The sequence below is a fragment of the Citrobacter portucalensis genome (assembly GCF_002042885.1).
Classification (GTDB): Bacteria; Pseudomonadota; Gammaproteobacteria; order Enterobacterales; family Enterobacteriaceae; genus Citrobacter; species Citrobacter portucalensis.
In genome coordinates this window covers 80,354-93,624 of the sequence record NZ_MVFY01000005.1, presented here as the reverse complement: position 1 = coordinate 93,624, position 13,271 = coordinate 80,354, and the positions used below count along the sequence as shown (strand labels likewise).

Here is a 13,271-nt window from a genome sequence, read left to right as displayed (position 1 = left end):
TATTCACCGTATCAATGTGTTATTGATGCGGTGAATATATTAAATTTAAAAATCTTACGATATTGTTCACTCTGCGTTTATAATTCATGCCTTTTTCCGAATAAATCACCTCAATGCATCATTACAATTGATCAAATCTATCTCATTAATCTACAATTTCAATTGGTTCAAATAGGGGAGTTAACTGATAATACTCAGTGCAGGCGGCTTGTACGCTGTTTCCCACCCATTACAGGAATAATGAACACAATGAAGAAAAGTTTATTCTTGGGAGTTATTACTCTGGCTTATGGAATGAGTTTGCAGGCTTTGGCTTCTGATACAATCGATGGAAAGTTAACAATCATCGGGCATGTTGTTGAGTCCACCTGCCATATCGATATGACAGGTGGCGAGCCTCAAAATGATTGCCAGGTAGATGCGGTTCGATTGACGGTTGGAAGCGACAAACCAAACTACCGGGGTGTCAATACGCAACGTGTGATGTTACCGGGTGATACGACACGGCAAATAGTGCTCAATACCTACGATTAATGACCTCAGAATGAATCTTGTCAAACGGCAGTTTTACCCAGCGTAATACTGCCGCCTCTTTAATTTTCCCTTCTATTACATTTGCTTTCCGTTATTTATTATTATCGTGAATTACTTAAATAAGTATTATCTTATGCTTAAATAATGCTTAGTGAAATTTGCGTTAAATCAAATAAAACATCATTTCACATTGCGTCAAAATTATTCTCGTGACATTTTGATTTCGAAGTTGTTAAAAGGATGTGTTTATTAAAATTAATAAGGAATGACCTATGAAAAGATCCATTATTTCTTTGGCGATGTTACCATTTTTATCTGTCGGTATGGCGCATGCTGCTGAAATTACTGATGAGGGACAGTTAATCATTCAAGCGACAGTAGAAGGGTCATCTTGTCATTTTAATTCCAATGGTGGTGACTCTGCAATTATTGACATGGGTACAATTTCAACTTCTGATGTGTATAAAATTGGTATCGGCGCTGTTAGCAGTACAAAAGTGTGGAATACCGATGCAGATTCAATTGAAATTATTTGTCCGTCTACGGTAGAGTTGAAAAATATTACCTTTTCACCAACTAAATTCTCGGAACATCCGGGATTATTACAGGATGATGGTGGCGATACTACCGGCGTAGGGTTCGCTGTTGATTTTTATAACACCGCCACGAGTTTCGTTAATATCAACGAGAACGACCAGGTTGTGGATGTTAGCGGGTTGAAAGGTGAGTCCATTGGAAATGAAGGTGTCAAGTACACCTTGAAATTTGATGCGCGATGGGCGCGACTGGCTCAGGTTGTTAAAGCTGGCGATGTAAAATCTACGATAAAATTTACTGTTGAAACTGATTAATTCTAAATGGCTATATTGTCGGGATGACTCGACAATATAGCGCTATCAATAAGGTAGTGTATTATGAAACGGATTTTACTTTCAGGCCTGATAGCACTGACGCTCCCGGCACACGCTGATATCGTGATTTATGGCACCCGTGTTATTTATCCGGCTGATCAAAAAGAAATTGTCGTTCAGTTGATGAATGAGAGTACCAGGGCATCACTGGTACAATCCTGGATTGATGATGGCGATACTACATTACCTCCGGAAAAAATAGATGTACCATTTTTGCTGACTCCGCCGGTTATCCGTGTTAAAGGTAATTCAGGTCAGCAAATAAAAATCAAAAAAATCGCCAATAACTTACCAAATGATAAAGAAAGTCTTTTTTATTTTAATGTGCTGGATATACCCCCAAATACAAATAATCAAGATGGGAAGAATACGCTAAAATTTGCCATGCAGAACAGATTAAAAATGCTGTACCGACCTAAGGGTATTGAGTCGGTCACACAAAATAGCATTAAAAAGTTAAGTTTTTCTCGCGGCAATGGCGGGTTAAATTTAAATAATGCTACTGCGAACTGGATTACCATCCCCAAGATTGAAGCGAACAAAGTTCAGTTAAATGGTAAAACTATTTTATTGCCACCATTATCCAGTCAACTTCTCCAACTGAGAAACAATGGCAGCAATCAGTATGTTGTGACTATTATTGATGATCGCGGTAATTATGTTAGCGATACGATCAGAGTTAAATAATATGAGGTGTGGCCATGTTAAGGATAACTCCACTTGCTTCCGCGATATTTTTTCTGTTGTTCTCGGGTCAACTATTTGCTGAAGAAGAAACATTTGATACCCATTTTATGATGGGGGGATTAAAGGGTGAAAAGGTCAGTGACTTTAGATTTGATGGTGAAAAACCGATTTCCGGAACCTATGATCTAGATATTTATCTTAACAACCAATGGCGTGGGAAATATGAATTGAATGTCAAAGATGAACCTGATGACACGTGTTTGACGTGGGATCTCGTTCATCGTCTTGGGATTAAGTCTGAAGGGATTAAAGTCGATAAAGATGCACAATGTGTACCTTTAAAAACTGCACTTCAGGGGGGAGGGGCGACTTTTGATGTGAGCCGATTTCGCCTTGATCTCAATGTCCCGCAGGCTTTCGTCAATGAACTTGAATACGGTTACGTCGAGCCTGAAAACTGGGAACGGGGGATTAATGCGCTGTATACGTCCTATTATGTGAGCCAATACTATAGCGATTATAAAGACTCCGGTAACAGTAAAAATACTTTTGCTCGTTTTAATAGCGGATTGAATTTATTAGGTTGGCAACTACATTCTGATGCTAGTTACAATAAGACTGATGATAGTAATGGTGAGTGGAAGAGTAATACTCTCTATTTGGAGCGCGGGATCCCGGAAATTTTGGGCACATTGCGCGCGGGCGATATGTACACATCATCAGATATTTTTGATACCGTGCGGTTTCGCGGGGTACGCTTATATCGTGATATGCAGATGCTCCCGAACTCAAAACAGAATTTTACGCCGTTAGTTCAAGGGATTGCACAAAGTAATGCCCTTGTCACTATTGAACAAAATGGTTTTGTTGTCTATCAAAAAGAGGTACCGCCGGGCCCCTTCTCAATTGCCGATTTGCAGTTAGCAGGCGGTGGGTCGGACCTCGACGTTAGCGTGAAAGAAGCGGATGGTACCGTTACGACCTATCTGGTTCCTTATTCGTCTGTACCCAATATGTTGCAGCCTGGTGTGTCAAAGTATGATTTTGTCGCGGGTCGCAGCCATATTGAAGGTGCCAGCAACCAAAGTGATTTCGTTCAGGCCAGTTATCAGTATGGCTTTAATAATCTATTAACGCTGTATGGCGGCACAATGCTAGGGGATAACTATAATGCCTTTACGCTGGGAACAGGCTGGAATACGCGCATTGGCGCTGTTTCTTTTGACGCCACGCAGTCACATAGTAAACAGGATAATGGTGACGTTTTTGATGGCCAGAGTTACCAGGTTGCGTGGAATAAATATCTTACGCAGACAGGGACGCGATTTGGTTTAGCGGCATACCGATATTCTTCTCGTGACTATCGTACATTTAACGATCACGTATGGGCGAATAATAAAAACAGTTATCATCGTGATGAAAATGATGTCTACGATATTGCTGATTATTATCAGTATGATTTCGGTCGTAAAAACAGTTTTACAGCCAACATCAATCAATCGCTTCCTGAGGGGTGGGGATCCGTATCATTAAGCACATTATGGCGTGACTACTGGGGACGTAGCGGTAGTAATAAAGATTATCAACTGAGCTACACCAATAGTTGGCAACGGATTAGCTATACGCTTTCTGCTAGCCAAACCTACGATGAAGATCATAATGAAGATAAACGTTTCAACATCTTTATCTCCATACCCTTTAACTGGGGAGATGGTATATCCACGCCACGGCGACAGGTATATCTCTCTAACTCGACCACATTTGATGATGATGGTTTTGCATCAAATAATACCGGTATTAGTGGGATCGCAGGCGATCGCGATCAATTTAACTATGGTGTAAACCTGAGCCATCAACGACAAGACAGCGAAACCAGCGCAGGGGCAAATGTGACGTGGCGTGCTCCTGTTGCAACGGTTAACGGTAGTTATAGTCAATCCACAAAATATAAACAAAGCAGTGGCAGTATCTCCGGTGGGATTGTGGCATGGGCTGGCGGTATAAACCTGGCAAACCACCTTTCTGAGACTTTCGCCATCGTAGACGCCCCCGGACTTGAAGGCGCTTATATCAATGGGCAGAAATATCGGGAGACAAACAGTAAAGGTACGGTGGTATATGATGGTATGAGTGCGTACCGTGAGAATATGCTGACACTGGATGTCTCTAATACCAATAGCGAAACAGAATTACAGGGTAACCGTAAAAGTGTTGCTCCATATCGTGGGGCAGTGGTCAAAGCGCAATTTGATACCGACCAGCGTAAACCCTGGTACTTTAAAGCATTGCGCTCGGATGGATCACCATTAACCTTTGGTTATGAGGTCGAAAGCGAACAGGGCGAAAACATTGGTCTGGTTGGGCAAGGCAGTATGTTGTTTATTCGTACTAATGACGTGCCTGCAAAAATCAAAGTTGCCATTGATAAACAACAAGGACGTTACTGCACAATCTCCTTCAATCAGGAAATTGATGCCAGTAAGACATACTCATGCCAGTAAAAGGATAATGATGATGAGATGGATACTGTTAACGGTATTAACATTATGCTCTTTTTGGGCACAGGCTGATAAATGTGATTTTGTTCCTCCACCAAATATTACGGGAGCATATTCTTTCACCCCAGATGCGATGTCCGGTGTACTTGATGGTGGTGTTTTTGCTTCTGGCCAGGATGGCACTGTTGTACTGGACTGTAAGTCACAGGAGAAGGCATGGTTGAAGGCCGCAATGGCCATCTTGCATAGCAGTGAATATGCTTTTAAGGTAGGCAGTAAATATTACATTGTTTCCTTTTCTGTGAGTTATCAAGCAAAGGATATTGTTGCAAATAAAGCAAAGTATACATTGTCAGATTTTTTTGATATGGCGGGTTTAGTTCTGAACTATTCAATTGTTGAGGCCCCAGACCGCGGGGCCGCAACGATCATCGCCCCTGGTGCGACGATCCCTCTCGTTACTGAGTTGAGCCTTGAATACTGTCAGGGAAATGAGAATAACTGTAGTTCAAAAAAATTAAATTATAATTTAAATGTCACGATTATGGTCGATATCACAACCTGCTATTTTGGTAATCAGGAAATTGATCTGGGAAGGATAAATATTAATGATCTTGATAAGAAAAAATTTGAGCTTCACCCGGTAATATTCACCTGTCAGGCCAGTGGGGCTGGGAATCTGAAGTTTACGCCTGATAATCTGTTATTTTATTTTGAACCGATGAGTCCATTGGCGGAGGATTCAATGACCCTGACCAACGATTATGGTACTGCGGCGAATAGCGCAGGGTCGGTAGGATTTCAGTTATCAATGGACGGTTCAACGAGTATTGGTTATGGCAGAAGTAACCTGTATCGATCTGGCGATGTGAAAGCGAATATAGTACCAATCAATATTTACGCCCGCACCAGAACGTATGCAGGGAAAGTCACTGCGGGAGAAACAATGAGTCGGGTAAAGGTCGTTATTGACTATAATTAAAAAGTAAGTAAAGCAGGAAATTTACGCACCCAACTATACTGGGTGCGTTTTTTTTAGCGGTGATAAAAAATCTCGCCGTCGTAGGCTTTAATGATCTTAGCATCGGCATCGTTGACCAGCACATATGCGCCGCCCATGTAGGTCCAGTGGGTGCCTGCCGTCGGTGCGGGCAGGTTGCGCAGATTCCACTGTTTAATGGTGTATTCTTCGGTGAGATACAGTGGTGGAACCTTGTCACCGGGTTTGAAATGGGTGAAGTCAGCAATAAAGCTGCTCAGTTCATACTTATCGATACCGGTGGGGGCAGCTGTTGCAGCTGGTGCGGCCCAGGCGACGCTGCTTGCAAGCAGAAGTGCACCCAGCAACATTTTATTCTTCATACCCATCCTCTCTACCTCTTCGGGTCATCAAAATCAGTCATGTATCATTCCTGGCATACCGGATGTCTGACAAGCACTATTTTGTGATCACTCCAGTCATTTCGTAAAAAGTGTAAATGAAAGTACAGAATTGCAACAACCTTGACCAGTAGTTTCACTGCGGGAGTGGGGAGTGCGCCAATTTACATCGTTAAGCACAGGCAGTATCCTGTTACTGAAACCAGCGTATTACGTTTGTGTTTCAACGACTCGGGGTGCCCTTCTGGTGAAGGCTGAGAAATACCCGTACAACCTGATCTGGATAATGCCAGCGTAGGGAAGTCTGACACTGCTCGTGTCCCTTCTTCGCGCGGGCAGGAGCTGAACCATGCAGCCTGACCTGCACAGCCGCGCGCTCGCGGCTCACACTTTGCACCAATTTAGAACCTTATCCCCGCTCACACACTGTATGACCAATGAGGTCGTGCAAAGCTTTACTGCCAATACGTTACTGGCGCTGGGCGCATCGCCTGCGATGGTGATCGAGCCTGAAGAAGCCAGCCAATTCGCCGCTATTGCCAGTGCATTGCTGGTTAATGTCGGCACCTTAACTCGGGAACGGGCCACGGCGATGCGTGCCGCAGTTGAGCAGGCTCATCATGCTAAAACCCCGTGGACGCTCGATCCCGTTGCCGTAGGCGCGCTTGAGTTTCGCCGCCGCTTCTGCCTGGAATTATTGTCACTACAGCCTGCGGCTATTCGTGGCAACGCTTCGGAAATACTTGCTCTGGCCGGCATGAACGGTGGGGGACGCGGCGTGGATACAACCGATACGGCTGTCGCTGCGCTTCCGGCAGCGCAGGCGCTGGCTCGTCAGATTGGGACCATTGTCGTGGTTACCGGCGAAGTGGATTACGTCACCGATGGTCAGCGTACCGTTTGCGTGGACGGTGGTGACCCGTTGATGACTCGCGTGGTGGGCACCGGATGTGCTCTTTCAGCGGTTGTTGCGGCCAGTTGCGCTTTACGTGGTGACCGACTTGATAACGTCGCCTCCGCCTGTAGCTGGATGAAACAGGCCGGGCAAATAGCCACACAACAATCAAACGGACCGGGCAGCTTTGTCCCGGCATTTCTCGACGCCCTCTATAACCTGAACGCCCAGGAGCAAGCATGAAACGGATTAACGCATTAACGATCGCCGGAACCGATCCAAGCGGTGGTGCGGGTATTCAGGCTGATTTAAAAACCTTCTCGGCGCTGGGCGCTTACGGCTGTTCCGTTATCACGGCGTTGGTGGCGCAAAATACGCGTGGGGTGCAGTCGGTGTATCGCATTGAACCTGATTTTGTCGCCGCGCAGTTGGACTCTGTGTTCAATGATGTGCGTATTGATACGACTAAAATCGGTATGTTGGCGGAGACGGACATTGTCGAAGCTGTCGCCGAACGTTTACGTCGCCATCGGGTACAAAATGTGGTGCTGGACACGGTGATGTTGGCGAAAAGCGGCGATCCGTTGCTGTCGCCCTCGGCGGTAGAAACGTTGCGTACCCGTTTGCTGCCGCAGGTTTCGATTATCACCCCTAATTTACCCGAAGCTGCTGCACTGCTCGGGGCATCGCATGCGCAGACTGAGCAGGAGATGTTAGAGCAGGGAAGGGCGCTACGGGCGCTGGGCTGCGAGGCAGTGTTGATGAAGGGCGGTCATCTGGATGATGCACAAAGCCCCGACTGGCTCTTTACGCGCGATGGTGAGCAGCGTTTTACCGCACCAAGGGTGATGACCAAAAATACCCATGGCACCGGTTGTACGCTATCGGCGGCGTTGGCAGCCCTGCGTCCGCGCCATAACAACTGGGCCGATACCGTACAGGAAGCCAAACTGTGGCTTTCAGCGGCGTTGGCACAGGCCGACACGCTGGAAGTTGGCGAAGGAATCGGTCCGGTGCATCATTTCCACGCGTGGTGGTAATGGGTATACTGGCTGCAGAAACGGCGGCCAGGAAAAAGATAAATGGAACAAGCGCATACCCAGCTTATCGCACAACTGAATGAACGTATTTCAGCGGCGGATAACACGCCGCTGTATATGAAATTTGCGCAGACGGTGAAGAATGCTGTGCGCAGTGGGATCCTGGAGCACGGCAATATCCTGCCCGGCGAGCGCGACCTCAGCCAGTTGACCGGCGTTTCTCGGATTACGGTACGCAAGGCGATGCAGGCTCTGGAAGAAGAAGGTGTAGTAACACGTGCCCGCGGTTACGGAACGCAAATTAACAATATCTTCGAGTATTCGCTTAAAGAAGCGCGCGGTTTTTCTCAGCAGGTGGTGTTGCGCGGTAAAAAACCGGATACGTTGTGGGTTAACAAAAGAATTGTGCCTTGCCCGGAAGAGGTGGCACAGCAGTTGGCTGTTGTCGCAGGGAGTGATGTCTTCTTGCTCAAACGCATTCGTTACGTTGACGAAGACGCAGTCTCTATTGAAGAGTCCTGGGTACCCGCACATCTAATTCATGACGTGGATGCCATCGGTGTTTCGCTGTATGACTATTTTCGTAGCCAGCATATTTTCCCGCAGCGCACGCGCTCACGTGTTAGCGCCAGAATGCCTGACGCAGAGTTCCAGGCGCACATTCAAATGGATAGCAAAGTGCCGGTACTGGTGATCAAGCAGGTAGCGCTTGACCAGCAGCAACGGCCTATTGAATACAGCATCAGTTACTGTCGTAGCGATCTATACGTTTTTGTGTGCGAGGAGTAGCTCCTCGCGTGACGGGGCGCAATCGCCACCGCGATGCCCAACTACCCAGGACGCCACCGCGTTACCTAACAGCACTGAGTCGGCCAGCGTCCAGCCAGACGCCAGCCCAGCCAGCATGCCGCCAGCGTGGCTGTCACCTGCGCCGATAGTATCAACGACCGCCGTTGCAAATGCCGGTACGCAGCCGGATGTCTGTGCGCTGAAATACAATGCGCCGTCTTTATCGTGACGCACGACCACCGGTGCGGTGAAACGCTGCACCCATTCTGCGCCAAAACCTTCCACATCCTGACTTAATGCAAACCGCTCGGCAGCAATTTCCGCCTCCTGACGATTAAGTGACACCAGCGGACGACAGGCCATAATTCTTGCCAGTAAGGGCTCGGGAATGTCGCCGATGCGCGGGCCAAAATCGATAAATGGTGTCACCTCTTCCAGACCTTCCAGCCACTGCACCAGCAATTCACCGCACGGGGACGCTAGCTGATAACCCGAAAGATACACCAGGCTATGACGCGGGATATCCAGCTGTGCCAGCCAGGCGGCATTCCACTGATTCTCAACGCCGCTAAAAGACATAAAGGTACGCTCGCCATCCGGCTCCACCAGCGCCAGACACCAACCGTTATCGCCTTCGGCATTGTCGATCAGGCTATGCAGTCCCTCTTTTGTCATCCGGTTGCGGATAATGTCGGCCCACACTCCCTGACCCAGTGGTAGAGCATTGCAGGCATCGATACCTAAACGCTTAAGCGTGACGGCGATATTGAGTGCGCAGCCGCCAACGTTAACACCTTGCTGCTTGAGCTCGATGTCACAGCCGCGCCAGGGGAGGGCATACGCATCGGCAATGACATCAATCACCGCCGCACCCACCACCGTTACTGGCCGCTGTGTACGTAATTGCGAGAGAAGTTGTTGCAGATGCGTGTTGCTCATAGCGCCTCCCGCAGCTCGCGCAGTCGCATTAACCCGTTGGCGTAGTGGGTAAAGTCCAGCTGATTCACCGCGTCCAACTCCTGCTTCAATGCTGGGTTGATCGCGCTCACGCCGTGTAATGCACCACAAATGGCGGTTGCCATCGCCCCGATGGTGTCGGTATCGCCGCCGAGGTTAGCGCACAAAATGGCGCAGCGGTTAGGATCGGTCTGTGCCAGCTCAACCATGGCGATAGCGCAAGGAACGGACTCAATGGTGCTGGTTCCTGCCCCCACAACCTGATACAACTGCTCGCTGGCGGACTCGATGCCATCAGCGTTACGGACGATTTTCAGCGCCAGTTCAAGGCGTGCACAAAGCGATGCGCTAAAGGTGGTGATTCGTTTTTGCTGCGCATGCAGGGCAATGGCAGGTAGCGCGTCGACAATCTCTGACCATTTTCCTCCGTCGATGGCGCGCGATACTGCCCACGCGACGACAACGGCTCCCGCGATAGCCAGATCCGATTTATGCGTTGGGCTGGAGGCCAGTGCCACATCATCGATAAAGGCATCAAGATCGCGGGCGGGCAGCAGGCATCCCAGCGGGGAAACGCGCATTGCCGCGCCATTGGTCACGCCGTTGTTTTCCAGTTCGGCGACCGGTTTACCGTCACGAATAGCTTTCAACGCAATTTTCGAGGTCGGGCCGAGCACGTTTTTATTAAAAGCATCAAACTGCTCGGCCCAGGCCAGAATATTGCGACCAATAACGTCTGGCACAATTTCGCCGTCGCACTCAAGCAGGGCATCTGCCAGACACAGTGCCATGGACGTGTCATCAGTGAACTCCGCCTGGTTAAAATAGCAGGCGGCATTATTTTCCGCAGGGCCGGGCAAAAAACGGTCGATCCAACCGAAGTGTGCTTTAACCCGGGTTCTTGGCCACAGTTCCGACGGCATACCCATCGCATCCCCTAACGCCTGCCCATAAAGAGCACCGAGAATACGTTCTGCTTTCATTTTACTTCCCCTTGTTTCAACGCTACATCGCGATCGTCCACCTTAATGGCGGTGATTTCTTTGTCTGATTCGCGAAAGAAAATCATAAACATCACGGCAATGACGGCAATCATGACCGCGCCAAATCCCCACATGCCAGCCCAGTTAAAGGTGAGACCATTAACCGGTTCCTGATAAGCAAACATTTTTTCCATCATCACGCCGCCCAGACGGTAACCGAGCAGGCTGCCGAACCCCTGACAGCAGAGGGTGATAAGCCCTTGCGCTGCGGTGCGCATGTGGACCGGCGCTTTTTTATCGACATAGATGTAAGCCGTGACGTAATAGAAGTCGTAACTGACGCCGTGCAGCAGAATGCCGAGAAACAGCAGGGCGTAAGTGAAATATTCTTCCGCACCGCCGTAAACGAAAAATCCGTAGCGGATCGCCGCAGTAATAAGACCAAGCAACAATACCTTTTTAATGCCAAAGCGTTTGGTGAAAAACGGTAGCGCCAGCATAAAGAAGATTTCAGAGAATTGGCCCAGTGTCATCCAGCCGGTGGCGTTTTTCATTCCGACTTCTGTCAGATAGCCGTTGGCGAAGATGTAATAGAACGCCAGTGGCATCGCAAACAGGAAAGAGCAAAAGAAGAAGACGAGGAAGTTCTTATCGCGCAGCAGGATCAGCGCATCCAGACCCAGCATAACTTTGAAATCCATTTTGCCGGTACTTTTTGGCGGCGTATCCGGTAAAAAGAAGGCAAAAACGCCTAATAATGCGGAACTTCCGGCAGTGATAAGCAGGGGAATATTGGTGGGTGAGATGTCGTTATAGCCAAGCATTTGCGGTAAGAAACCGCAGGCCAAACCGGAGGCAATCCAGCCAATGGTCCCCATCACGCGGATGCGCGGGAAATCACGTTCAACATCCGGTACGTTGGCAAAAGCAATACTGTTGGTCAGCGCAATCGTCGGCATATAGGTTAACGAATAGGCCAGTAACAGCGGGAAGAATCCACTGAAGGTGGTTTGCTGGGCGGCGAAATACATCAAAATAGCGCCAGCGAACATCAACACCGCCAGCACTTTCTGCGCGGAGAAAAAGCGGTCAGTGATAGAGCCGACCAGGATGGGCGACAGGATCGCCGCAATCGCGGTACAGGCGTAAGACCAGCCGATCTCCCCGGCGCTAAAGCCACTTTTACTCAGCCACAGCCACAGTGGTACAAACCAGGCGCCCCAGATAAACCACTCTACAAACATCATGAACGACAGCTTAACTGTAGTTTTCATCTTTAAATCCTTCATGACAGGTAAGGTACGCGCTGATAGTACCATTCAATAATACCTTTAAAATACCTTTGAGATTAAACTTTGACCGTCTTAACATTATTTTTTCCTGAATCGAGCCAGCAGAAGTTGCTGAAAAGTGCGCTAAAGATGGAAAAAAAGCGCAGTCGGTACCAGGCTTAATGCTGCCCGCAAAAAGGCGGGTCAGGACAATCCATATTCCGGTTTTAAACCGGAACTTACGGGAGCATAGCTATGACTGATATTGCGCAGTTGCTTGGCAAAGATGCCGACAGCCTTTTACAGCATCGTTGTATGACCATTCCTTCTGACCAACTTTACCTGCCTGGACATGATTACGTCGATCGCGTGATGGTGGATAACAACCGGCCGCCTGCCGTGCTGCGTAATATGCAGACGCTGTATAACACGGGGCGACTTGCCGGGACAGGGTATTTGTCGATCCTACCGGTGGATCAGGGGGTAGAGCATTCTGCTGGGGCTTCGTTTGCCGCTAACCCGCTGTACTTTGATCCGAAGAATATTGTGGAGTTGGCTATCGAAGCAGGGTGCAACTGCGTGGCATCGACTTACGGTGTGCTGGCTTCTGTCTCCCGCCGCTACGCGCACCGTATCCCGTTCCTCGTTAAAATTAACCACAACGAAACGCTCAGCTATCCGAATACCTTTGACCAAACGCTGTATGCCAGCGTAGAGCAGGCGTTCAATATGGGTGCGGTTGCGGTAGGGGCAACCATCTATTTCGGTTCTGAGGAATCTCGCCGCCAGATTGAAGAGATTTCAGCGGCGTTTGAGCGCGCCCATGAGTTGGGTATGGTTACCGTGCTGTGGGCGTATCTGCGTAACTCCGCGTTTAAAAAAGATGGCGTGGATTACCATGTTTCCGCCGATCTTACCGGGCAGGCTAACCATCTGGCTGCCACTATCGGAGCGGATATCGTTAAGCAGAAAATGGCGGAAAATAACGGCGGGTATAAAGCGGTTAATTTTGGCTATACCGACGATCGCGTCTATACCAAGTTGACCAGCGAGAATCCAATTGACCTGGTGCGTTACCAACTGGCGAACTGTTATATGGGGCGCGCCGGGTTAATTAACTCTGGCGGGGCGGCCGGCGGCGACACCGACCTGAGCGATGCAGTGCGTACGGCGGTTATTAACAAACGTGCGGGTGGTATGGGGCTGATTCTGGGGCGTAAAGCGTTCAAGAAAACCATGGCCGACGGCGTTAAGTTGATTAACGCCGTACAGGACGTTTATCTGGACAGCAAAGTCACTATTGCCTGATCCCTCGGATTGTCGTTG

At 48.6% G+C, this 13,271-nt stretch carries 13 protein-coding genes and 1 riboswitch; of the genes, 9 read left to right on the top strand and 4 right to left on the bottom strand.

The window, feature by feature from the left end:
• The first annotated feature begins 249 nt into the window (after window positions 1-249).
• The 5 genes from BZK40_RS09160 (at window position 250) to BZK40_RS09140 (ending at window position 5,612) form a co-directional block, all read left to right on the top strand.
• Window positions 250-534 carry a DUF2574 family protein gene (locus tag BZK40_RS09160; protein ID WP_079934595.1) on the top strand — a complete coding sequence of 95 codons (285 nt, stop codon included), beginning with the start codon at window positions 250-252 and terminating at the stop codon, window positions 532-534.
• 272 nt (window positions 535-806) lie between these two features.
• Window positions 807-1,385 carry a fimbrial protein gene (locus BZK40_RS09155; RefSeq protein ID WP_071692570.1) on the top strand — a complete coding sequence of 193 codons (579 nt, stop codon included), beginning with the start codon at window positions 807-809 and terminating at the stop codon, window positions 1,383-1,385.
• Between the two features lie 63 nt (window positions 1,386-1,448).
• Entirely contained in the window at window positions 1,449-2,132 is a 684-nt protein-coding gene (locus BZK40_RS09150; RefSeq protein ID WP_048215930.1) for a fimbria/pilus periplasmic chaperone, read from the top strand.
• A gap of 14 nt (window positions 2,133-2,146) precedes the next feature.
• On the top strand, window positions 2,147-4,633 hold the full coding sequence (locus tag BZK40_RS09145) for a fimbrial biogenesis outer membrane usher protein (RefSeq protein ID WP_079934527.1): 2,487 nt from the start codon (window positions 2,147-2,149) through the stop codon (window positions 4,631-4,633).
• Window positions 4,605-5,612 (top strand): fimbrial protein, encoded by a 1,008-nt coding sequence (locus tag BZK40_RS09140; protein ID WP_131820873.1) that lies wholly within the window; start codon window positions 4,605-4,607, stop codon window positions 5,610-5,612. Before BZK40_RS09145 ends, BZK40_RS09140 begins: the two co-directional genes overlap by 29 nt.
• 53 nt (window positions 5,613-5,665) lie before the next feature.
• Here BZK40_RS09140 and BZK40_RS09135 read toward each other — a convergent pair whose 3' ends face one another.
• Window positions 5,666-5,998 (bottom strand): RcnB family protein, encoded by a 333-nt coding sequence (locus BZK40_RS09135; protein ID WP_095533119.1) that lies wholly within the window; start codon window positions 5,996-5,998, stop codon window positions 5,666-5,668.
• A gap of 234 nt (window positions 5,999-6,232) precedes the next feature.
• Window positions 6,233-6,328: riboswitch (TPP riboswitch) on the top strand.
• A 31-nt stretch (window positions 6,329-6,359) separates the two neighbouring features.
• On the opposite strand from BZK40_RS09135, the gene thiM reads away from it, so the two are divergent.
• From thiM to BZK40_RS09120, 3 genes are read left to right on the top strand one after another with little or no spacing between them, the layout of a single operon-like run.
• Window positions 6,360-7,148: a hydroxyethylthiazole kinase gene (thiM, locus tag BZK40_RS09130; RefSeq protein ID WP_079934526.1), complete on the top strand. Its 789-nt coding sequence runs from the start codon at window positions 6,360-6,362 to the stop codon at window positions 7,146-7,148.
• Window positions 7,145-7,945, top strand: coding sequence for a bifunctional hydroxymethylpyrimidine kinase/phosphomethylpyrimidine kinase (gene thiD, locus BZK40_RS09125; RefSeq protein WP_048234945.1), 801 nt, complete (start codon window positions 7,145-7,147; stop codon window positions 7,943-7,945). Before thiM ends, thiD begins: the two co-directional genes overlap by 4 nt.
• Window positions 7,946-7,987: 42 nt before the next feature.
• Window positions 7,988-8,734: a GntR family transcriptional regulator gene (locus BZK40_RS09120; RefSeq protein WP_008785236.1), complete on the top strand. Its 747-nt coding sequence runs from the start codon at window positions 7,988-7,990 to the stop codon at window positions 8,732-8,734.
• Here BZK40_RS09120 and BZK40_RS09115 read toward each other — a convergent pair.
• The 3 genes from BZK40_RS09115 to BZK40_RS09105 are packed head-to-tail and all read right to left on the bottom strand — an operon-like array spanning window position 8,708 to window position 11,948.
• Window positions 8,708-9,673 carry a PfkB family carbohydrate kinase gene (locus tag BZK40_RS09115; RefSeq protein ID WP_079934525.1) on the bottom strand — a complete coding sequence of 322 codons (966 nt, stop codon included), beginning with the start codon at window positions 9,671-9,673 and terminating at the stop codon, window positions 8,708-8,710. The two genes, BZK40_RS09120 and BZK40_RS09115, sit on opposite strands and share 27 nt — an antisense overlap.
• Window positions 9,670-10,674: an ADP-ribosylglycohydrolase family protein gene (locus BZK40_RS09110; RefSeq protein WP_079934524.1), complete on the bottom strand. Its 1,005-nt coding sequence runs from the start codon at window positions 10,672-10,674 to the stop codon at window positions 9,670-9,672. The genes BZK40_RS09115 and BZK40_RS09110 overlap by 4 nt, the downstream gene beginning before the upstream one ends.
• Window positions 10,671-11,948 (bottom strand): nucleoside permease, encoded by a 1,278-nt coding sequence (locus BZK40_RS09105; RefSeq protein ID WP_079934523.1) that lies wholly within the window; start codon window positions 11,946-11,948, stop codon window positions 10,671-10,673. The genes BZK40_RS09110 and BZK40_RS09105 overlap by 4 nt, the downstream gene beginning before the upstream one ends.
• 252 nt (window positions 11,949-12,200) lie before the next feature.
• Here BZK40_RS09105 and fbaB point away from each other — a divergent pair, with 252 nt between their 5' ends.
• Window positions 12,201-13,253, top strand: a complete 1,053-nt coding sequence (fbaB, locus tag BZK40_RS09100; protein WP_003834421.1) for a class I fructose-bisphosphate aldolase — start codon at window positions 12,201-12,203, stop codon at window positions 13,251-13,253.
• Window positions 13,254-13,271: the final 18 nt, after the last annotated feature.

What these genes read in the sequence shown, in the direction of transcription:
- BZK40_RS09160 (WP_079934595.1), top strand. Translation starts at nt 250, where the DNA reads ATGAAGAAAAGTTTATTCTTGGGAGTTATTACTCTGGCTTATGGAATG.
- BZK40_RS09155 (WP_071692570.1), top strand. Translation starts at nt 807, where the DNA reads ATGAAAAGATCCATTATTTCTTTGGCGATGTTACCATTTTTATCTGTC.
- BZK40_RS09150 (WP_048215930.1), top strand. Translation starts at nt 1,449, where the DNA reads ATGAAACGGATTTTACTTTCAGGCCTGATAGCACTGACGCTCCCGGCA.
- BZK40_RS09145 (WP_079934527.1), top strand. Translation starts at nt 2,147, where the DNA reads ATGTTAAGGATAACTCCACTTGCTTCCGCGATATTTTTTCTGTTGTTC.
- BZK40_RS09140 (WP_131820873.1), top strand. Translation starts at nt 4,605, where the DNA reads ATGCCAGTAAGACATACTCATGCCAGTAAAAGGATAATGATGATGAGA.
- BZK40_RS09135 (WP_095533119.1), bottom strand. Translation starts at nt 5,998, where the DNA reads ATGGGTATGAAGAATAAAATGTTGCTGGGTGCACTTCTGCTTGCAAGC.
- thiM (WP_079934526.1), top strand. Translation starts at nt 6,360, where the DNA reads ATGCAGCCTGACCTGCACAGCCGCGCGCTCGCGGCTCACACTTTGCAC.
- thiD (WP_048234945.1), top strand. Translation starts at nt 7,145, where the DNA reads ATGAAACGGATTAACGCATTAACGATCGCCGGAACCGATCCAAGCGGT.
- BZK40_RS09120 (WP_008785236.1), top strand. Translation starts at nt 7,988, where the DNA reads ATGGAACAAGCGCATACCCAGCTTATCGCACAACTGAATGAACGTATT.
- BZK40_RS09115 (WP_079934525.1), bottom strand. Translation starts at nt 9,673, where the DNA reads ATGAGCAACACGCATCTGCAACAACTTCTCTCGCAATTACGTACACAG.
- BZK40_RS09110 (WP_079934524.1), bottom strand. Translation starts at nt 10,674, where the DNA reads ATGAAAGCAGAACGTATTCTCGGTGCTCTTTATGGGCAGGCGTTAGGG.
- BZK40_RS09105 (WP_079934523.1), bottom strand. Translation starts at nt 11,948, where the DNA reads ATGAAAACTACAGTTAAGCTGTCGTTCATGATGTTTGTAGAGTGGTTT.
- fbaB (WP_003834421.1), top strand. Translation starts at nt 12,201, where the DNA reads ATGACTGATATTGCGCAGTTGCTTGGCAAAGATGCCGACAGCCTTTTA.